Origin of the sequence: Providencia zhijiangensis (assembly GCF_030315915.2) — a bacterium.
GTDB classification, from domain to species: domain Bacteria; phylum Pseudomonadota; class Gammaproteobacteria; order Enterobacterales; family Enterobacteriaceae; genus Providencia; species Providencia zhijiangensis.
The window spans coordinates 2,984,848-3,006,585 of record NZ_CP135990.1 but is presented as its reverse complement, the minus strand read 5'-3'; the positions used below and the strand labels follow the sequence as shown (position 1 = coordinate 3,006,585).

General features: G+C 43.6%; 19 protein-coding genes. 18 read left to right on the top strand and 1 reads right to left on the bottom strand.

Annotated elements, in window-relative coordinates:
• Positions 1 to 280 precede the first annotated feature (280 nt).
• The 18 genes from rpsB to tilS all read left to right on the top strand — a co-directional run bounded on the left by rpsB (position 281) and on the right by tilS (position 21,337).
• A complete protein-coding gene (gene rpsB, locus QS795_RS13710) occupies positions 281 to 1,006 on the top strand; it encodes a 30S ribosomal protein S2 (RefSeq protein WP_036956352.1) in 726 nt (241 codons plus the stop codon).
• Between the two features lie 134 nt (positions 1,007 to 1,140).
• Positions 1,141 to 1,992 carry a translation elongation factor Ts gene (tsf, locus tag QS795_RS13705; RefSeq protein WP_036956353.1) on the top strand — a complete coding sequence of 284 codons (852 nt, stop codon included), beginning with the start codon at positions 1,141 to 1,143 and terminating at the stop codon, positions 1,990 to 1,992.
• A 206-nt stretch (positions 1,993 to 2,198) separates the two neighbouring features.
• Positions 2,199 to 2,927 (top strand): UMP kinase, encoded by a 729-nt coding sequence (gene pyrH, locus QS795_RS13700; protein ID WP_006814045.1) that lies wholly within the window; start codon positions 2,199 to 2,201, stop codon positions 2,925 to 2,927.
• Between the two features lie 108 nt (positions 2,928 to 3,035).
• Positions 3,036 to 3,593, top strand: coding sequence for a ribosome recycling factor (gene frr / locus QS795_RS13695; protein ID WP_036956356.1), 558 nt, complete (start codon positions 3,036 to 3,038; stop codon positions 3,591 to 3,593).
• A gap of 149 nt (positions 3,594 to 3,742) precedes the next feature.
• On the top strand, positions 3,743 to 4,936 hold the full coding sequence (ispC, locus tag QS795_RS13690; RefSeq protein ID WP_154603344.1) for a 1-deoxy-D-xylulose-5-phosphate reductoisomerase: 1,194 nt from the start codon (positions 3,743 to 3,745) through the stop codon (positions 4,934 to 4,936).
• Between the two features lie 181 nt (positions 4,937 to 5,117).
• Entirely contained in the window at positions 5,118 to 5,870 is a 753-nt protein-coding gene (gene uppS / locus QS795_RS13685) for a polyprenyl diphosphate synthase (protein WP_036956360.1), read from the top strand.
• Between the two features lie 6 nt (positions 5,871 to 5,876).
• Positions 5,877 to 6,743, top strand: a complete 867-nt coding sequence (gene cdsA, locus QS795_RS13680; RefSeq protein WP_154599812.1) for a phosphatidate cytidylyltransferase — start codon at positions 5,877 to 5,879, stop codon at positions 6,741 to 6,743.
• An 8-nt stretch (positions 6,744 to 6,751) separates the two neighbouring features.
• Positions 6,752 to 8,104 (top strand): sigma E protease regulator RseP, encoded by a 1,353-nt coding sequence (gene rseP, locus QS795_RS13675; protein WP_318626539.1) that lies wholly within the window; start codon positions 6,752 to 6,754, stop codon positions 8,102 to 8,104.
• Between the two features lie 41 nt (positions 8,105 to 8,145).
• Entirely contained in the window at positions 8,146 to 10,560 is a 2,415-nt protein-coding gene (gene bamA / locus QS795_RS13670; RefSeq protein WP_286270639.1) for an outer membrane protein assembly factor BamA, read from the top strand.
• Positions 10,561 to 10,647: 87 nt separating this feature from the next.
• Positions 10,648 to 11,142, top strand: a complete 495-nt coding sequence (gene skp, locus QS795_RS13665) for a molecular chaperone Skp (protein WP_036956365.1) — start codon at positions 10,648 to 10,650, stop codon at positions 11,140 to 11,142.
• Positions 11,143 to 11,145: 3 nt separating this feature from the next.
• Entirely contained in the window at positions 11,146 to 12,183 is a 1,038-nt protein-coding gene (lpxD, locus tag QS795_RS13660) for a UDP-3-O-(3-hydroxymyristoyl)glucosamine N-acyltransferase (protein WP_108478502.1), read from the top strand.
• 130 nt (positions 12,184 to 12,313) lie between these two features.
• Positions 12,314 to 12,766: a 3-hydroxyacyl-ACP dehydratase FabZ gene (gene fabZ / locus QS795_RS13655; RefSeq protein WP_006658399.1), complete on the top strand. Its 453-nt coding sequence runs from the start codon at positions 12,314 to 12,316 to the stop codon at positions 12,764 to 12,766.
• A 1-nt stretch (position 12,767) separates the two neighbouring features.
• A complete protein-coding gene (gene lpxA / locus QS795_RS13650) occupies positions 12,768 to 13,565 on the top strand; it encodes an acyl-ACP--UDP-N-acetylglucosamine O-acyltransferase (protein WP_286270642.1) in 798 nt (265 codons plus the stop codon).
• 52 nt (positions 13,566 to 13,617) lie between these two features.
• Positions 13,618 to 14,772, top strand: a complete 1,155-nt coding sequence (gene lpxB, locus QS795_RS13645) for a lipid-A-disaccharide synthase (protein WP_286270643.1) — start codon at positions 13,618 to 13,620, stop codon at positions 14,770 to 14,772.
• Positions 14,772 to 15,362 (top strand): ribonuclease HII, encoded by a 591-nt coding sequence (rnhB, locus tag QS795_RS13640; RefSeq protein ID WP_154603340.1) that lies wholly within the window; start codon positions 14,772 to 14,774, stop codon positions 15,360 to 15,362. Before lpxB ends, rnhB begins: the two co-directional genes overlap by 1 nt.
• Positions 15,363 to 15,391: 29 nt before the next feature.
• Entirely contained in the window at positions 15,392 to 18,874 is a 3,483-nt protein-coding gene (gene dnaE / locus QS795_RS13635; RefSeq protein WP_154627644.1) for a DNA polymerase III subunit alpha, read from the top strand.
• A 12-nt stretch (positions 18,875 to 18,886) separates the two neighbouring features.
• Complete coding sequence (gene accA / locus QS795_RS13630) at positions 18,887 to 19,846, top strand: acetyl-CoA carboxylase carboxyl transferase subunit alpha (RefSeq protein ID WP_286270644.1); 960 nt, start codon at positions 18,887 to 18,889, stop codon at positions 19,844 to 19,846.
• Between the two features lie 123 nt (positions 19,847 to 19,969).
• On the top strand, positions 19,970 to 21,337 hold the full coding sequence (gene tilS / locus QS795_RS13625; protein ID WP_286270646.1) for a tRNA lysidine(34) synthetase TilS: 1,368 nt from the start codon (positions 19,970 to 19,972) through the stop codon (positions 21,335 to 21,337).
• Between the two features lie 85 nt (positions 21,338 to 21,422).
• On the opposite strand, the gene rof is transcribed toward tilS, so the two are convergent.
• Positions 21,423 to 21,686 (bottom strand): Rho-binding antiterminator, encoded by a 264-nt coding sequence (rof, locus tag QS795_RS13620; RefSeq protein ID WP_006658392.1) that lies wholly within the window; start codon positions 21,684 to 21,686, stop codon positions 21,423 to 21,425.
• Positions 21,687 to 21,738 lie beyond the last annotated feature (52 nt).

Sequence of the window (21,738 nt, the reverse complement as noted above, 5' to 3'; positions counted from 1 at the left end):
AAAAAACAACAATTATTGGATTGTAACTGCATTTTATGATATAAAGCGCGCCGGCAATCCATATTTTTCTCTTTATCTCATTTTTTAATCTAATTTGGATTAGTGAGTGAATCTTAAAGGCATCGATTGGATGTGCGTAAACTAAAACTCAATTGTGTAATAACACACACGAATCGGCACGTGCGCCGGGGTGCTCTTATGCGTTTAGACGCAGCTATAGAGTCGGTAGCATGGGATTCGTGGAGGCATAACCCCAATTACTTATATACAGAGGTATAAAATGGCAACTGTTTCCATGCGCGATATGTTACAAGCGGGCGTTCACTTTGGTCACCAGACTCGTTACTGGAACCCTAAAATGAAACCTTTCATTTTCGGCGCTCGTAACAAAGTTCATATCATCAACTTGGAAAAGACTGTTCCAATGTTCAACGAAGCTCTGGCTGAGTTGACTAAAATTGCTTCTCGTAAAGGCAAGATTCTGTTTGTTGGTACTAAACGTGCTGCAAGCGAAGCCGTTCAAGAAGCTGCTGGAAGCTGTGATCAATATTTCGTAAACCACCGTTGGTTAGGTGGGATGCTGACTAACTGGAAAACTGTTCGTCAGTCAATCAAGCGTCTGAAAGATCTGGAAGTTCAGTCACAAGACGGTACTTTCGATAAACTGACCAAGAAAGAAGCGCTGATGCGTACTCGTGAACTTGGTAAGTTAGAAAACAGCTTAGGCGGTATCAAAGATATGGGCGGTTTACCAGACGCTCTGTTCGTTATCGATGCAGACCACGAACACATTGCTATCAAAGAAGCTAACAACCTGGGTATCCCAGTATTCGCTATCGTTGATACTAACTCTGATCCAGACGGTATCGACTTCGTTATCCCTGGTAACGACGATGCAATCCGTGCAATCAAACTGTATCTGGGCGCTGTTGCAAACACCGTTCGTGAAGGTCGTTCACAAGATCTGGCTGTTCAAGCAGAAGAAAGCTTAGTAGAAGCTGAATAATAAGGCAAAAGCCCTTATTAACCAGGTATTGCTATATATTGGTTAGAAGGGGCCTACTTAGGCCCCTTTTGTCTCTGTGAATCAGAATTATCCTTGTGGGAAAGTCCCGTGAGGCATATCGAGGAATAAATCACATGTCTGGAATTACCGCTGCATTGGTAAAAGAACTGCGCGAACGTACTGGCGCAGGTATGATGGAATGTAAAAAAGCATTAGTTGAAGCTAACGGCGACATCGAATTAGCAATCGACAACATGCGTAAATCAGGTCAAGCGAAAGCAGCTAAAAAAGCAGGCCGTGTTGCTGCTGAAGGCGTTATCCTGACTGAAGTTTTCAACGACGGTAAAACTGGTGCGCTGATCGAACTGAACTGCGAAACTGACTTCGTTGCTAAAGATGCTGGTTTCTTAGCATTCGGTAAAGAAGTTTTAGCTTCAGTTGTTGCTGATAAAAACGCTGACATCGACGCTCTGAAAGCAAAATTCGAAGAAGCTCGTACAGCTTTAGTTGCGAAAATTGGTGAAAACATCAATATCCGTCGCGTTGCTATTCTGGAAGGCGCACAAGTAGGTAGCTACCTGCACGGTGCTCGTATCGGTGTTCTGGTTGCTGGCGAAGGCGCAGATGAAGAACTGCTGAAACACATCGCTATGCACATTGCTGCAAGCAAGCCAGAATATGTAACTCCAGAAAACGTTCCAGCTGACGTTGTTGCTCACGAGCACCAAATTCAGTTAGACATCGCTATGCAATCTGGTAAACCACGCGAAATCGCTGAAAAAATGGTTATCGGTCGCATGAACAAATTCACTGGCGAAATCTCTCTGACTGGCCAGCCTTTCGTAATGGATCCAAGCAAATCTGTTGGTGACTTACTGAAAGAAAAAGGTGCTAACGTAACTAACTTCATCCGCTTTGAAGTTGGTGAAGGTATCGAGAAAGTTGAAACTGACTTCGCAGCAGAAGTTGCTGCAATGAGCAAGTAATCAACGAAAAGGGCCGCCGATTGGCGGCCTTTCTTTAATACACTACATATTTCAAGCTGCATGCATTCTCCTCTTTTGGTGTAGCGACTCAACATCCTGTAACTTGAACTATTTTTGTGTAGCATTCTGTATCAAATACATTTTTCGGCATATAGAGCGAGGCTCTATATGTATGACTCCAATAATGACCTGTTAGGACACAACTCATGGCAACCAATGCAAAACCCGTTTATCAGCGTATTCTGCTTAAACTAAGTGGCGAGGCTCTACAAGGTGCAGAAGGTTTTGGTATCGATGCTAGCGTTTTAGATCGTATGGCTCAGGAAATCAAAGAACTTATAGAACTGGGTATACAGGTCGGTGTGGTTATTGGTGGTGGTAACTTGTTCCGTGGTGCCGGTCTGGCACAAGCTGGCATGAACCGCGTTGTTGGTGACCATATGGGGATGCTGGCAACCGTGATGAATGGTCTGGCAATGCGTGATGCGCTGCACCGTGCATACGTTAACGCAAGACTAATGTCTGCTATTCCACTTAATGGTGTGTGTGACAACTATAGCTGGGCTGAAGCTATCAGCTTACTGCGTCACGGCCGTGTGGTTATTTTCTCTGCGGGAACAGGAAATCCATTCTTCACAACGGACTCAGCAGCTTGCTTACGCGGTATTGAAATTGAAGCTGATGTTGTACTGAAAGCCACAAAAGTTGATGGCGTTTACTCGTCAGATCCTGCCAAAGATCCTGATGCCGTTCTGTATGAAAATCTGAATTATCAAGAAGTTCTTGAGCGTGAATTGAAAGTTATGGATTTAGCTGCATTTACGCTAGCACGCGATCACAACCTGCCAATTCGTGTTTTCAACATGAATAAGCCAGGCGCATTACGCCGTGTTGTGATGGGTGAAAACGAAGGAACTCTGATTTCTCACAATTAATACTCAGAGACATGACCTGAGTTTGAATGTATTATCTAACATAAATTCAGACAATTTAAGCGAGGCTGCTTTGCGGCCTTTAATAACAAGTTCTTAAGGGTTGATAACGTGATTAACGAAATCCAAAAAGATGCTCAAGACCGTATGGAAAAGAGCCTCGAAGCACTAAAAAGTCAAATCAGCAAAGTTCGTACTGGCCGCGCTTCACCAAGCCTGTTAGACGGTATTTCTGTTGAATATTACGGTTCAGCAACGCCTCTGCGTCAATTAGCTAACGTGACTGTTGAAGATTCACGTACATTAGCAATTTCTGTTTTTGACCGTAGCATGTCACCTGCAATTGAAAAAGCGATCATGGCGTCTGACTTAGGTCTGAACCCATCTTCAGCAGGTACTGTTATTCGCGTTCCACTTCCTCCATTAACGGAAGAGCGTCGTAAAGACTTAATCAAAGTGGTTCGTGGTGATGCAGAGCAAGGTCGTATCGCGATTCGTAACGTTCGCCGTGACGCTAACGATAAAGTTAAAGCTTTACTGAAAGACAAAGAAATCAGTGAAGATGACGAGCGCCGTTCACAGGATGACATCCAAAAACTGACTGATAACTTCATCAAAAAAGTGGATGAAGCTTTAGCTCAGAAAGAAGCGGAGCTGATGGAGTTTTAATCCATCTTGATAATAAAGCCATCTGAACACATTTTTTAAAAGTGTGCTTTAGTATGGCTTTATTATTTATCATTTCTATTAAACAATCCTTTCTCATCGCTAAGCTGATATAATCTCAGTATTGAATTAATACAGAGTATCTGATCACTATGAAACGTCTTACTATCCTGGGTTCTACAGGTTCAATCGGTACAAGTACACTTTCTGTTGTTCGTCAAAATCCTGATCAATTCCAAATTCTTGCATTAGTCGCAGGTAAAAATGTGACTGAGATGGCAAGCCAATGCCTTGAATTTAATCCTAAGTATGTCTCAATGGCTGACGAAAGCGCAGCGAAAGCGTTACGCACTATTCTGACGGAAAATAACTGCAAAACAGAGGTTTTATCCGGTACAGAATCTGCAATTGAACTTGCTGGATTGGATGAAGCGGATCAAGTGATGTCTGCCATTACTGGCGTGGCGGGGCTACTCCCAACGTTGTCTGCAATCCGCAAAGGGAAAAGAATATTATTAGCGAATAAAGAGTCTCTGATTACCAGTGGCCGTTTATTCTTTAATGCGATTCGAGAGCACCAAGCGACAGTTTTTCCGATTGATAGCGAGCATAACGCGATTTTTCAAAGCTTACCTGAAGAAATTCAATTGAATTTAGGCTTTGCCGACCTGACGGCTTCTGGGATTTCCAGCATCGTATTAACTGGGTCTGGTGGGCCATTTAGAGATACGCCGTTATCTTACTTTGACCAGGTGACACCTGATGAGGCATGTAATCATCCTAATTGGTCTATGGGGCGCAAAATCTCGGTAGACTCCGCGACTATGATGAATAAAGGTCTGGAATATATTGAGGCCTGCTATTTCTTTAATGCTAACGAAAAGCAGATGGAGGTAATTATTCACCCTCAATCTGTGATCCATTCTATGGTTCGCTACCGTGATGGGAGTGTTATCGCCCAGTTAGGAACGCCGGATATGCGCACGCCAATTTCGTACAGCATGGCCTATCCTCAGCGCATTATGTCGGGCGCTAAGCCTTTGGATTTCACTACGTTATCTTCGCTGACTTTTGTGGAGCCTGATTACCAACGTTATCCTTGTCTGAAACTGGCTATTGATGCATGTCACCAAGGGCAAGCGGCGACTACCGTATTAAATGGCGCGAATGAAATTACTGTCGGTGCTTTCTTAGAAGAGAAAATTCGCTTTACAGATATTGCAAAAATCAATCACAAGATTATGGATAAATTAGATTTTTCGGAACCCACGTCCATTGACGAGGTCTTAGAAATCGATGCTTGTGCTCGTCGTGAAGCAGCTCAGCTAATTGCTCAAGAATTTTAATCTTGATATGTGATTTATTTAGTTGCTGATAACTATAATATATCTTTAATATGTGGCGTGTTGAGAATAGAAAGCTTATCAACAATAAGCATATTAAGGATGTGTCTTATCAGCAATTATAATCATAAGAGTTATGATTGAGTCAGATTTCCCAAGTAGTACAGACAAGGATTAACATTTAATGAACTCTAGTGGTGAAAATCTCTCTGATTCTATGATGCCTAAGCATGTTGCCATCATTATGGATGGTAATGGGCGATGGGCAAAACAGAGAGGAAAATTCAGAATTACTGGTCATCGAGCAGGTGTTGAATCTGTACGTAGTTCTGTGCGTTTTGCAGTAAAGAATAATATTCGTTCCCTGACACTTTACGCATTCAGCAGTGAAAATTGGAAAAGACCAGAAAAAGAAGTCAGTTCGTTGATGGATCTGTTTGTTTTTGCATTAGATAATGAAGTCAAAAACCTGCATAAAAATAACGTAAAACTGAAAATTATTGGTGATGTTAGTCGCTTTAGTGAAACCTTAAGAAAAAGAATTGATAAAGCGGAAGCATTAACCGCAGGTAACACAGGTTTACAACTGAATATTGCCGCTAACTACGGTGGACGCTGGGATATTGTTAATAGCGTTAAACAAGTTTATGAAAAAGTGAGTCGTGGTGAGTTATCTATTGATGACGTAACTGAAAGTACGATTAGCGACCATGTTTGTATGCATGACCAAGAGTGTGTCGATTTGGTGATCCGTACAGGTGGAGAACATCGCATTAGTAATTTCTTGTTATGGCAGGTTGCTTATGCGGAATTTTATTTCACCAACGTTTTATGGCCAGATTTTGATGAAATGGTGTTTCAGGATGCAGTCGATGCTTTTAGCAAGCGAGAACGGCGCTATGGTGGAGCAGAATCAGATGACGAACTCGTCAAATAAAAGGGGATGGATGTGCTGAAGTATCGTTTACTCACTGCGGTGATTTTAATTCCAATTGTTATAGCTGCACTTTTTTTACTGTCCCCAGCAAATTTCGGTTTAGTGGTGATCGCAGTCTGTGCGTTGGGCGCATGGGAATGGGCGCAATTTGCAGGATGGCATTCACAAACTAAACGTATCGGTTTAGCGGTTGTATTTGCGGCGGTATTACTCGCAATTCAATTTTCTTTACCAGACATGACCGCACTTTCAAGTTCTCCGTTTATTTTATATAGCCTATGGGCGGGTTTAATCTGGTGGATTGCCGCCATTTTATTGGTTGTGACATACCCAGCTTCTGCCTCATGGGGTAAATCGGTCATCATTCGCTTATTGTTTGGCGTATTAACTATCGTGCCTTTCTATAGTGGCATGATGGTATTAAGAACCATTGGTTACCAAGCTGATACTTCTGTAGGGGCATGGTGGTTACTCTACGTTATGTTATTGGTGTGGGGGGCTGACTCTGGTGCTTATGCATTTGGACGTACGATTGGTCGCAATAAAATGGCACCAAAAGTTTCTCCGGGGAAAACATGGGAAGGGTTAATAGGTGGTTTAATTACCGCTGGAATTATCTCATGGTTATTTAGCTTATATGCACCAATCCCTGCAATGCCAGATTATTTACTAGTGACTTCAATTATTGTTGTTGTAGTATCGGTGTTCGGTGACTTAACAGAGAGTATGTTTAAGCGCCAATCCGGTATTAAAGACAGTAGCCATTTAATTCCAGGTCACGGTGGGATACTCGATAGAATTGATAGTCTAACTGCGGCAATCCCTGTATTTGCAGGGCTGAATTTGTTAGTTTTTAACGGTTTTGGTCTTTAGGAAGATTAATGGGATTTATTTGGAGCTTAGCGGCGTTTATTATTGCGATTGGTGTGCTGATTACAGTGCACGAATTTGGGCATTATTGGGTCGCACGCCGTTGCGGTGTTTACGTTGAAAAATTCTCTATAGGGTTTGGTAAAACGCTATGGCGTAAAGTCGATAAACATGGGACAGAATTTGTTTTAGCGTTGATCCCGCTTGGTGGCTACGTCAAAATGCTCGATGAACGTGTTGGTGAAGTAAGCCCAGAACGCCGTCATTTAGCTTTCAATAATAAGACCGTTGGACAACGTGCCGCCATTATCAGCGCGGGGCCTCTTGCGAACTTTTTGCTAGCTATTGTTGTCTACTGGATTGTCTTTATGATTGGGATTCCGTCTGTTCGCCCAGTCATTGATAACATTAAGCCAAATTCCATTGCTGCTGAGGCAAATTTTGAGCCTCAGATGGAACTAAAATCGATAGACGGTATCGAAACACCTGATTGGAATTCAGTTCGTTTAGCACTAGTGAGTAAAATTGGTGATAGGGAATTTACTGCACAAGTTTTACCTCAAGGATATAATGAGCCGGTTTCTAAAACAGTAGATTTAAGCGCATGGCAGTTTGATCCTGAAAAGCAGGATCCTATTTTATCAATAGGGATTATGCCAGTGTCTGCGAAGGTTGCCCCTGTCATCCATAAAGTGACGGAAGGCTTAGCGGGCGAGCGTGCCGGTTTAAAACCGGGAGATAGAATTATCAGTGTCAACGGAGAGCTACTGGATACTTGGAATCCAGTGACGAGAATAATCCGAAATAATCCGGGGACACCATTAAAATTAGCCGTACAACGTAATTCGACATTGATTGATTTAACCTTAGTTCCTGATGTTCAGGAAGGTAAAAAAGGTGAGCGTTTTGGCGTTGCAGGTGTCGAACTAACTGTATTACCGCTAGCTGATGAATATAAAATAGTGCAGCAATACAACCCTGTATCTGCACTATTTCAAGCTAGCGGCAAGACTTGGCAGTTGATGAAACTGACAGTCAATATGATGGGTAAACTGGTTGTTGGGGATGTCAAACTCAATAACTTGAGCGGGCCGGTATCTATCGCAAAAGGTGCGGGGGTTTCGGCAGAGTCAGGCTTGGTATATTATCTGATGTTTATTGCGCTGATTAGCGTGAACTTAGGCATCATCAATCTATTTCCATTGCCTGTGTTAGATGGGGGGCACTTACTCTTCTTATTAATTGAAAAAATTAAAGGGAGTCCAGTGTCTGAGCGAGTACAAGACTTTAGTTTTCGAATTGGTGCAATGGCATTGATTCTGTTAATGGGACTTGCACTTTTTAATGATTTCTCTCGCTTCTAATTTTGTAAGCTTGGGACCAGTAAGGAATACGCATAACAACGATGGCGATGAAAAAGTTGCTCATAGCGTCGCTGCTTTTAGGTAGCGCCACTGCATACGGTTCAGACGGATTCGTAGTTAAAGACATTCGTTTCGAAGGTCTACAACGCGTCGCCGTTGGTGCAGCATTATTGAACATGCCTGTCAGGGTCGGGGATTCAATCGATAACGAAGATATTAGTCGTTCGATTCGCTCACTATTCTCTACAGGTAACTTCGAAGATGTTAGGGTCCTGCGTGATGGAAATACTCTGATCGTTCAAGTTAAAGAACGACCAACCATCGCGAGTATCACTTTTACAGGTAATAAATCTGTAAAAGATGACATGCTAAAGCAGAACTTGGAAGCATCCAATGTCCGTGTGGGTGAAGCATTAGACCGCACTAAAATTGCGAATATTGAAAAAGGTTTAGAGGACTTTTATTACAGTGTTGGTAAATACAACGCGACAGTAAAAGCGGTGGTCACGCCATTACCACGTAACCGCGTGGATTTAAAATTTGTGTTCTCTGAAGGCGTGTCTGCAAAAATCCAGCAGATCAACATTGTGGGTAATAAAAACTACTCAACAGCGGAATTGGTGAACAAACTCCAATTGCGTGACGATGTGCCATGGTGGAACCTGGCGGCTGACCAAAAATATCAAAAACAAAAATTGGCGGGTGACTTAGAAACCCTGCGCAGTTTCTACCTTGATCGTGGTTATGCACGTTTCAATATTGACTCAACGCAAGTGAGTCTGACACCAGACAAAAAAGATATCTACATTACGATTAATGTCACTGAAGGAGATCAATATAAGATTTCTGGCGTGGACGTTAATGGTAATACGGCAGAGCATTTAGCGGATATCCAAGAGCTGATCACCATCACACCAGGTGAGTTATACAATGGTGCGCAAGTGACTCAGATGGAAAACCAAATTAAAGACCTGTTTGGTCGCTATGGTTACGCCTATCCGCGTGTAATGACTCAGCCAGAGATTAATGATGCTGATAAGACAGTTAAACTGCATGTTAACGTGGATGCAGGTAACCGTTTCTATGTTCGTCAAATTCGTTTCCAAGGTAACGATACCAGTAAAGATTCCGTTTTACGCCGTGAAATGCGTCAAATGGAAGGTGCTTGGTTAGGTAACGATTTAGTTGAATTAGGTAAAGAGCGTCTAAACCGTACTGGTTTCTTCGAAACCGTTGATGTTGAAACTCAGCGTATTCCGGGTAGCCCAGACCAAGTTGATGTTATCTATAAAGTTAAAGAACGTAATACCGGTTCAATGAACTTTGGTGTTGGTTTTGGTACTGAAAGTGGCGTGAGCTTCCAAGTCGGTGTCACTCAGGATAACTGGTTGGGTACAGGTAATGCGGTTGGCATTAACGCTAGCCGAAATGACTACTCAACAAACGTCGAGTTTTCAATGACAGACCCTTACTTCACTGTTAACGGTGTGAGTCTGGGTGGACGTATCTTCTATAACGACTTTAGTGCGAAAGATGCGGACTTATCTGGCTATAACAACAAAACGTATGGTTTAGATAGTACATTAAGCTTCCCATTCAATGAAAATAACTCCTTCCGTATTGGTGCGGGTTATGTTCATAACGACCTGTCTGACATGCGTGCTCAAGCTGCAATGTGGGATTATCTACAATCTATGGGTGAAAACCCACCGGTGACTAAAGATGGTCGTAACAAAGAAAGCTTCAGAGCGGATGACTTTACACTGAATTTAGGTTGGACTTATAACTCCTTAAACCGTGGTTTCTTCCCAACATCGGGTAACAAAACTAGCGTTTCAGGTAAAGTGACAATCCCTGGTTCTGATAACGAATACTACAAACTGCGTTTTGATACCGCCCAATACGTCCCATTAAATGATGATGAAACATGGGTTGTATTAGGTCGTGCACAGGCGGGTTATGGTGATGGAATTGGTAGCAAACAAATGCCATTCTATGAGAACTTCTATGCAGGGGGCTCTAGTACCATCCGTGGTTTCCGTTCAAATAATATCGGTCCGAAAGCTGTATATCTGAAGAATGTAGATGGCAAAGATGGTCCTGAGCCAGGTAGCCCATCCAGCGATGCGGTTGGTGGTAATGCGATGTATGCAGGTTCATTTGAGTTGATTACACCAACGCCATTTATCGATGAAAAATATGCGAATACGATCCGTACATCTCTGTTTGTAGATGCGGGAACCGTATGGGATACCAACTGGAACAGCATTAACCCAGCATGGCGTGCAGGTATGCCTGACTACGGTACAGCAACTAACGTCCGTGTTTCTACGGGTATTGCTTTACAGTGGATTTCGCCACTTGGGCCTCTGGTCTTCTCCTATGCGCAACCTATCAAGGATTACGAAGGCGACAAATCAGAACAGTTCCAATTTAATATTGGTAGAACTTGGTAATAATTCAGTCTCTATCGAAATCAGCCCTCATAAAATAATGAGGGCTACCAAAATTTCCAGCCATAAGAATGGGTTAAGGAGTTTAGTGTGAAAAAATTGTTGTGTGCAGCGGGTGTGAGTATTGCTTTAGCAATGTCTGCGGGTGCGTATGCTGAAAAAATCGCTATCGTGAATGTTGGCGAAGTTTTCCAAAACATGCCTGCTCGTGAAGCCGTTGCTAAACAGCTTGAGAGTGAATTCAAAAGCCGTGCTACTGAACTGCAGAATCTGGAAAAAGATCTGCAATCACGCGTAGAAAAACTGCGTCGTGACGGTGCGACTATGAGCACTAGCGATCGTGAAAAGCAGGAAAAAGAATTAATCACTAAACGTGACCAGTTCGCTGAGAAAGCTCAAAAATTTGAAGAAGACAACCGTCGTCGTCAAGCTGAAGAGCGTAATAAGATCCTGAGCCGTATCCAAGATTCTATTAAATCTGTTGCAGCGAAAGAAGGCTATGACGTTGTTATCGATGCAAACGCGGTTGCGTATGCAAAAGATGGTATCGATATCACCAGTCAGGTTCAAAAACAGGTTAAATAATAGATGTCTTCAATTCGATTAGCTGACCTCGCTCAGCAGTTGAATGCACAGTTACACGGTGATGGCGATATCGTCATCACCGGTATTGCACCGATGTATTCAGCGAACAATCAGCAGATTACTTTTTTATCTGATAGCCGTTACAGCGATAAGTTGGCAGATTGCCAAGCTGCTGCTGTGGTATTAACTGAAAAAGATCTGAGTGCTTGTAAGGTTGCTGCACTGGTTGTAGATAATCCTTATCTTGCTTATGCGCATATGGCGCAAATTATGGATACCACTCCAGCTCCTGCTGAGAATATCCATGCGTCAGCGGTTATCGCTGATGATGCCCAGCTTGGCCAGAATGTTGCAATTGGCGCGAATGCTGTTATCGAAAGTGGCGTTGTGCTAGGCGATAACGTTGTGATTGGTGCAGGTTGTTTTATTGGTAAAAATACCCGCATTGGTGCAGGCACTCGTTTATGGGCGAATGTCAGTGTTTACCATCATGTTGAGATTGGTGAAAGTTGCTTGATCCAGTCAGGTACAGTGATCGGTTCTGATGGCTTTGGTTATGCCAACGATCGTGGTAATTGGATCAAGATCCCACAATTAGGTACCGTGATCATCGGGTCTCGTGTTGAGATCGGCGCGTGTACAACAATTGACCGTGGCGCATTAGATAACACAGTCATTGGTAATGGCGTTATCATCGATAACCAATGCCAAATTGCGCACAATGTAACAATAGGCGATAATACCGCAGTTGCGGGTGGCGTCATCATGGCTGGTAGTTTAAAAATCGGTCGCTATTGTATGATTGGCGGAGCCAGTGTTATCAATGGTCATATGGAAATCTGTGACAAGGTTACCGTAACAGGTATGGGAATGGTCATGCGACCAATTACTGAGCCAGGAGTTTACTCTTCCGGTATTCCTTTACAGCCGAATAAAGCATGGCGTAAAACCGCGGCTTTAGTCTTAAGCATCAATGAGATGAATAAGCGTCTAAAGACACTTGAACGTGAATTAGATAGCCAAAATCAAAAAAATCAGTAATTATTTGGTAATTCAAGCTAAAATAGTTTCTTGAGTTACGTTTTTTCCGGCCTGCCTGTTAACTCACCCTTGAGTTAAAGCGGGCCGATTCATTAATTAGATAGTATTAATAGACAGGAAGAGTATTTCGATGAGTGATAATCATACTCTGAATATAGAAGAAATCTTAGAACTACTTCCGCACCGTTACCCATTCCTTTTGGTTGACCGTGTATTGGATTTTGAAGAAGGTAAATCTTTGCGCGCGGTAAAGAACGTCTCTTTTAACGAGCCATTCTTTCAGGGACATTTCCCTAGCAAACCAATTTTCCCGGGTGTTTTAATTTTAGAAGCAATGGCTCAGGCTACGGGTATCCTTGCGTTTAAAAGCGTAGGCAAACTTGAACCTGGCGAATTGTATTATTTTGCAGCGATTGATAACGCACGCTTTAAACGTCCCGTTCTGCCAGGAGACCAAATGATCCTGGAAGTTGAATTTATCAAAGAACGTCGCGGTGTTGCACGTTTTAAAGGTGTTGCAAAAGTTGATGGAGAAGTGGCCTGCGAAGCAGAAATGATGTGCGCCCGTCGTCGTGAGGTCTGATATGATTGACAAAACTGCCTATGTTCATCCCTCATCTATTGTAGAAGATGGAGCTATTATTGGTGCCAATGTTCGCATTGGTCCTTTTTGCTATATCGGCGCTAATGTTGAAATTGGTGAAGGTACTGAGCTGAAATCTCACGTTGTTGTCAACGGACACACGAAAATTGGTCGTGACAACGTTATTTTTCAATTTGCTTCGATTGGTGAAATTAACCAAGACCTGAAATACCAAGGTGAGCCAACTCGCGTTGAGATTGGCGACCGTAACCGCATCCGTGAAAGTGTGACTATCCACCGTGGAACCACACAAGGTGGCGATCTAACTAAAATTGGTAATGATAATTTACTGATGGTTAACGTCCATATTGCGCATGACTGCATCATTGGTAACCGCTGTATTATCGCGAATAACGGAACGTTAGGTGGTCACGTCACTCTTGGTGATTTCGCTATTATTGGTGGTATGACTGCGGTGCATCAATTCTGTCAGATTGGTGCGCACGTAATGGTCGGTGGATGCTCTGGTGTTGCACAAGACGTACCTCCATACGTTATTGCACAGGGCAACCATGCAACTCCATTTGGTTTAAACCTTGAAGGTTTAAAACGCCGTGGTTTTGAAAAAGAATCTCTGCACGCTATTCGTAACGCTTACAAAACGTTATATCGTTCAGGGAAATCTTTAGAAGAAGCACGTGAAGAAATTGCTGAAATGGCAAAAACTGACGAACACGTCAAAGTATTTAGTGATTTCTTAGAAGACTCAGCACAATCTAAGCGCGGAATTATTCGTTAACTTTTGCTGCTGTAGATGAACACAAGAAAAGGCCTTTAATAAGGAGCGAATTTTGGTGAATAGCAACCGCCCACTTACTATTGGCCTTGTTGCCGGAGAAACCTCTGGTGATATCTTAGGCGCTGGGCTCATCCGCGCTTTAAAACAACAAATTCCCAATGCCCGTTTTGTTGGTGTTGCTGGCCCACTCATGCAAGCAGAAGGTTGTGAAGCTTGGTATGAAATGGAAGAGCTCGCCGTCATGGGGATTGTTGAAGTCCTCGGTCGTTTACCGCGTTTATTATCCATCCGTAAAGATCTAACTCAGCGTTTTACTGAGTTACAACCTGATGTATTTGTTGGTATTGACGCGCCTGATTTTAATATCACCCTTGAAGGTCGTTTAAAATCAAAAGGTATCAAAACTATCCATTATGTCAGCCCATCGGTATGGGCATGGCGCCAAAAACGCGTATTCAAAATTGGTCGTTCCACAAATTTAGTCTTGGCATTTCTCCCGTTTGAGAAAGCATTTTATGACCGTTTTGATGTCCCTTGCCGTTTTATCGGGCACACTATGGCAGACTCAATCCCCTTAAATCCTGATAAACAGGCTGCGCGTGAGCGTTTAAATATCCCCACGACTGCAAAATGTTTAGCATTGTTACCGGGAAGCCGCCATTCTGAAGTCGAAATGCTCAGTGCTGATTTCTTAAAAACCGCTACACTATTAAGTAGCCACTTTACCGATCTACATATTGTAGTGCCTTTGGTAAATCAGAAACGACGCCAGCAATTCGATGAGATAAAACAACAGGTTGCTCCAGAGTTGAATGTCCATATTCTGGATGGACAGGCTCGTGATGCAATGACCGCAGCAGATGCGACATTACTCGCTTCGGGCACTGCTGCCTTAGAATGTATGCTAACCAAATGCCCAATGGTAGTGGGTTATCGCATGAAGCCCTTCACATTCTGGCTTGCCAAGCGCTTAGTCAAAACGCCTTATGTTTCTTTGCCAAATTTATTGGCAGGGAAAGAAATCGTGAAAGAATTACTCCAAGAAGAGTGCCAGCCACAGCAACTTGCAGACCAGTTACTTCCATTGTTGGAAGGCGGAGAGCAAGTCGATGCGCTGAAGGAAACTTTCTTACAATTGCATCAACTGATTCGTTGTGATGCAGACCAACAAGCCGCTGATGCTGTATTAGATTTGGTTAGAAAATAATGGAATTTATATACCCAAAAGCCAACTTAATTGCTGGCGTTGATGAAGTGGGACGTGGACCGCTTGTCGGTGCCGTCGTGACCGCTGCTGTGATTTTAGACCCCAACAATCCGATTGAAGGGCTTGCGGACTCAAAAAAACTGAGCGAAAAAAAGCGTGAAAAGCTGTTCGATGAGATCAAAGAAAAAGCGCTGTGTTGGTGTATTGGCCGCGCAGAACCAGAAGAAATCGATCAATTGAATATATTGCATGCCACAATGTTAGCTATGCAAAGAGCGGTAGAAGGCCTTTCCATTCAACCAGAGTTCGTTTTAGTCGATGGTAACCGCTGCCCTAAACTGACCATGCCATCACAGGCCGTTGTTAAAGGTGATAGTTTAGTCCAAGAGATCAGCGCTGCATCCATTCTGGCGAAAGTGGTCAGAGACAGAGAAATGGTCGAGCTTGATAAAGCTTTCCCTGAATATGGTTTTGCGAAACACAAAGGCTATCCCACAGCGTATCATTTAGAAAAATTAGCTGAGTTTGGCGCTACCGAGTTTCACCGTAAAAGCTTCGCGCCTGTAAGACGTGCGTTAGACATTAAATAGTCGGCATAAGAAAAATAGGTATAAGGTTAATGGCTTCTCCTCGTTTTATTCATCTACGTGTTCACAGTGACTACTCCATGATTGATGGGCTGGCAAAAACCGGCCCATTAGTGAAAAAAGTCGCCGCCATGGGCATGCCTGCATTTGCCATCACGGATTTTACTAACCTTTGTGGGTTAGTGAAGTTTTATGGTGCGGCTCATGGTGCGGGTATCAAGCCAATCATTGGGGCTGATTTTTATATGGAAAGTGAGCAACTTGGTGATGAGGTTGCACATTTAACGGTTCTAGCTCGCAACAACGAAGGCTATCAAAATCTCACCTTACTCATCTCCGAAGCATACCAAAAAGGCTATGGCGCCATTGGCCCAACGATTCACCGGGATTGGCTTGTCAAACATAAAGAAGGTTTAATCCTATTATCAGGCGGGCGAAAAGGAGATGTGGGGCAATTTTTACTGCGCGGCAATCAAGCGTTAGTGGATGAAAGCCTTGAGTTTTATCAAACCCATTTTCCAGATGCTTACTATCTTGAGCTTATTCGTACTGGGCGACCTGATGAAGAGAGCTACCTACATGCCGCTGTCGAGTTAGCAACTCAGCGTGGCCTGCCTGTTGTGGCAACCAACGATGTCTGTTTCATTGAAAGCAGTGATTTTGATGCCCATGAAATTCGTGTCGCGATTCATGATGGATTCACGTTAGCCGATCCGAAGCGTCCAAAAAATTATAGTCCTCAGCAATACTTACGTACTGAAGAAGAGATGTGCGAGCTGTTTGCCGACATCCCTGAAGCATTAGAAAACAGTGTAGAGATTGCTAAGCGCTGTAACGTCACTATTCGTCTTGGTGAATATTTCCTACCGAAATTCCCAACAGGGGATATGGAAACGGAAGACTTTCTGGTCATGCGTTCAAAAGAAGGTCTGGAAGAGCGCCTCAAATTCCTATTCCCAGATGAAAAAGTTCGAGCAGAAAGACGCCCTGAATATGATGAACGTTTGGAAATCGAACTCAACGTTATCAACCAAATGGGGTTCCCTGGCTACTTCTTGATCGTGATGGAGTTTATCCAGTGGTCGAAAGATAACGGCGTCCCTGTTGGTCCGGGACGAGGCTCAGGTGCGGGTTCTTTAGTGGCCTATGCTCTAAAAATCACTGACCTAGACCCACTTGAACTTGACCTACTGTTTGAGCGTTTCTTGAACCCAGAGCGGGTATCAATGCCAGACTTCGACGTTGACTTCTGTATGGAAAAACGCGACCAAGTTATTGATCACGTTGCTCAAATGTATGGGCGGGACGCGGTATCCCAGATTATTACCTTTGGTACGATGGCTGCAAAAGCCGTTATTCGTGACGTGGGACGTGTACTGGGTCACCCTTACGGTTTCGTTGACCGAATTTCTAAACTGGTTCCCCCTGATCCGGGAATGACCCTTGAAAAAGCCTTTGAAGCAGAACCGCAGCTGCCTGAAATTTATGAAGCAGATGAAGAGGTTAAAGCGCTAATCGATATGGCGCGTAAGCTTGAAGGGGTAACGCGTAACGCCGGTAAGCACGCCGGTGGGGTAGTTATTGCACCAACTAAAATTACGGATTTTGCGCCGCTCTATTGCGATGCTGAAGGTAATAACCCCGTTACACAATTCGATAAGAACGATGTCGAATATGCTGGCTTGGTAAAATTCGACTTCTTAGGTCTGCGTACGCTAACCATTATTAACTGGGCATTGGAGATGATCAATGCCCGTCGAGCCAAGAAAAATTTAGAACCGATTGATATTGCAGCTATTCCTTTACAGGATAAGAAAAGCTTCGATATGTTGCAGCGCTCGGAAACCACGGCGGTATTCCAATTAGAATCCCGAGGAATGAAGGATCTGATTAAACGTCTGCAACCGGACTGTTTTGAAGATATGATCGCTCTGGTGGCGCTATTCCGCCCAGGCCCGCTGCAATCGGGGATGGTAGATAACTTTATCGACCGTAAACATGGTCGCGAAGAGATCTCATATCCTGATGTAAATTGGCAGCACGAATCATTAAAACCTGTTCTAGAGCCAACTTATGGTATTATCCTATACCAAGAACAGGTTATGCAGATTGCTCAGGTTTTAGCAGGCTATACCCTCGGTGGCGCGGATATGTTGCGTCGTGCGATGGGTAAAAAGAAACCTGAAGAGATGGCAAAACAGCGCTCTGTTTTTGAAGAAGGTTCCATCAAAAACGGGGTAGATGGCGAATTGTCGATGAAAATCTTTGACTTGGTGGAGAAATTCGCTGGTTATGGATTTAACAAATCACACTCCGCGGCCTATGCGCTGGTTTCGTACCAAACATTATGGCTAAAAGCCCACTATCCGGCTGAATTTATGGCTGCAGTAATGACTGCGGATATGGATAACACGGAAAAAGTAGTCGGGCTGGTCGATGAATGTTGGCGTATGGGCTTGAAAGTATTGCCACCAGATATCAATAGTGGGTTATATCACTTCCATGTGAATGATGAAGGTGAGATAGTTTACGGCATCGGCGCAATTAAGGGCGTTGGTGAAGGGCCAATCGAAGCGATTATTGAAGCTCGCCAACAAGGTGGGATCTTTAAAGAAATTTTCGATCTTTGTGCTCGCGTGGATATTAAAAAGATCAACCGCCGCGTGATGGAAAAGCTGATCATGGCAGGGGCATTCGATCATTTAGGTCCTCACCGAGCAGCCTTGATGTCATCCCTTGAAGACGCATTAAAAGCGGCAGATCAGCATGCGAAAGCAGAAGCTATCGGGCAAGGGGATATGTTTGGGGTGCTTGCCGAAGCGCCAGAGCAGGTTGAAAGTTCTTACGCGAGTGTGCCGAAGTGGCCTGAGCAAGTCGTGCTAGAAGGTGAGCGCGAAACGTTGGGTCTCTATTTGACAGGTCACCCAATAACGCGATACTTAAGTGAGATAGAGCGTTATACAAATGGTTTGAGATTGAAAGATGTGAACCCAACCCCTCGTGGTCAAGTGACAACTGTGGTAGGTTTAGTGCTCTCTGCCAAAGTGATCACAACCAAACGTGGAAACCGAATTGGGATTTGCACGCTCGATGATCGTTCCGGTCGTCTGGATATTATGTTATTTTCAGATGCGCTGGATAAATACCAACATATGTTGGAAAAAGACAATATTTTAATTGCCACCGGTCAGGTCAGCTTTGATGATTTCAATGGTGGTAATAAAATGACAGTGCGCGAATTGATGGATATCGGCGAAGCAAGGGAAAAGTATGCGCGCGGCCTTGCAATTTCACTGTCCGATAAACAGATTAACGATCAATTACTGAATCGGCTTCGTAATGCGCTTGAACCTCACCGTTCAGGCACGATACCGGTTCACTTGTATTATCAGAAGGATGATGCCAGAGCTAAGCTTAAGTTTGGCGTTGTTTGGCGTGTAACACCCGTGGATCCCCTTCTGAACGACCTTCGAACTCTGCTGGGTAGTGAGCAGGTAGAATTAGAATTTGACTAAAATAGGAATATTATGAGTCTGGACTTTCTTGATTTTGAACAGCCGATTGCTGAATTAGAGGCGAAAATCGATTCCCTAACTGCAGTTAGCCGTCAAGATAACAACTTAGAAGTCAACCTAGATGAAGAGGTTGCTCGTTTACGTGAAAAAAGTGTTGAACTGACACGTAAGATTTTCTCTGATCTGGGGGCTTGGCAAATTGCTAAACTCGCTCGTCACCCACGTCGTCCATACTCTTTGGACTACATTTCCCGTATTTTTACAGATTACCAAGAGTTAGCGGGTGATCGTGCATATGCCGATGACAAAGCAATTATTGGTGGTTTAGCTCGTTTAGATGGGCGTCCTGTGATGGTTATTGGCCATCAAAAAGGCCGTGAAACGAAAGAGAAAATTCGCCGTAACTTTGGTATGCCAGCACCAGAAGGCTACCGAAAAGCACTGCGTCTGATGGAAATGGCTGAGCGTTTTAACCTGCCAATTATTACGTTTATCGATACTCCGGGTGCATATCCGGGTGTTGGTGCAGAAGAGCGCGGTCAATCCGAAGCGATTGCGCGTAACTTACGTGAAATGTCTCGCTTATCCGTTCCAGTGGTTTGTACTGTGATCGGTGAAGGCGGTTCAGGTGGAGCATTAGCGATTGGTGTGGGTGATAAAGTGAATATGCTGCAATACAGCACCTATTCCGTTATCTCACCAGAAGGCTGCGCATCTATTCTGTGGAAAAGTGCCGATAAAGCACCATTAGCGGCTGATGCGATGGGTATTACGGCGCCTCGCTTAAAAGAGCTGAAGCTGATTGATAGTGTGATCCCTGAACCTCTGGGCGGCGCTCATCGTAACTACGATGAAATTGCAGAATCTCTGAAAGCACAAATCACGCAAGACTTGAATGAGTTAGAAACTCTGGATGAAGAAGCACTGAAAAATCGTCGTTATCAACGTCTGATGGGATATGGTTACTGCTAATTAGCTAACCTATTAAGTGCAATCCATTCTATTTTGAAACGGGAGTCGGTTTAGCCAACTCCCGTTTTTTATTATCTTTAATATAATATTGAATTAAGAAGTGAGTGGAATAAAGGGAAGATAATGGCGAAATCCTCACAGCATATTCTCGCAACAGTTCGAGAAAAAATCGGAAGCTACCGAAAAATTCTGGTTGGATTCAGTGGTGGTATCGACTCCACGGTATTGCTTCATGCTCTTTATCAGATAAAAATCAGTGAATTACCGTCATTAGAAATCCGCGCCATTCATATTCATCATGGTTTAAATATTCAAGCGGATAAGTGGGAAACTCACTGTGCTTCATTATGTCAACAATGGAATATCCCGTTTATTTGCCAGCGTGTAACCGTAGACAGCACTCAGATTGGTGTTGAAGCAGCAGCAAGAGCTGAACGTTATCAGGCATATCGCGATGAGCTACTTGAAGATGAGATTTTAGTGACGGCTCAGCATCTTGATGATCAAGCTGAAACATTCATGCTGGCGCTTAAGCGAGGCAGTGGACCCGCAGGACTTTCCTCAATGCCAGAGTCACTTCCTTTTCAAGCGAAAAATGGAAAAACGATTCTACTACGACCTTTATTAGTCATTTCTCGCCATGAATTAGAAAACTATCGAGCGGAATATCAACTTCCTTGGGTTGAAGATGATAGTAATCAAGACGACCGATATGATCGTAATTTCCTGCGCTTGCATATTATGCCAAGATTATCTGAACGCTGGCCACATTTTGCGAATGCAGTTTCCCGAAGCGCCTCATTATGTGCAGAACAAGAGGCGCTGCTGGACGAGCTACTGCAAGATTCACTGGATGATATCATTGATTACCGTGGTGGATTATATATTGATGGGCTTATCCAGTGTTCAGCTGCCAAGCGTAACGCCTTGATCCGCCGTTGGATTGGCCTCCATCATCTTGCTATGCCACCATTTAATCAATTAGAACGAATTTGGCAGGAAGTGGCACTTGCTCGGCAGGATGCAGAACCTATCTGCCGTTTGGGGGGCGTGGAAATTCGCCGTTATCAAGGGGCTTTATGGGTGGTTAAGCGCATTAATAGCCTGATGGGAAAACAATATCAGTGGAATTATCCTGAGGATTATTTATTACCTGAATCACTGGGAACGCTGGTTGTGATGGATGGAGAAGGGCAGATCCGTCCACCACAAGAAACAGAAAAAGTGACAGTTCGCTTTGGATTGCAAGGCTCGCTAAATATTGTTGGTCGTCATCATTCACGTAGCAGCAAGAAAATTTGGCAAGAGCTGTGCGTTGCACCGTGGATGAGGGAAAGAACCCCACTAATTTACTATAATGAAATACTTATTTGTGCAGTAGGCTGTTTTATTACACCGGACGGATTTGTGGGAGAGAATAATATTGGCATTGCTATTGATTGGCAAAATTCCGAGTATTGGATTAATACCGATGAGTTTTCCAGAGAATAACGTGAATAAACTATCTATAAATTAGAAACCCCTTATGACTGTGACTACCATAAGGGGCATAGAAGAAACTCAGAAAAAACGAGTATTAGTGGGAGTGGTCGACAACGATAGTGCCGATTTCAGGATGACTGAAGGATGAGATAATATCCAGTCGTAGCTCCTTAGTGCCTTCCTGTGTGATCAGGACGAGGTACTCAATTTTTTTTCGTAGGAGCAAATCACTGGCTTGCCCTTCAATATTCTCGCCGTCATTAAGCTTAATTTGCAGCTTTAATTGACGCTGGCATGCGATTTCTAGATATTCGTAATCATCACAATTGATTGGTTGATATTCATTATCTGTAGACATATTCCCTCACCACTGTGTTAGTGGCGGTTATTGCCGCCTTGAACATGTTTGT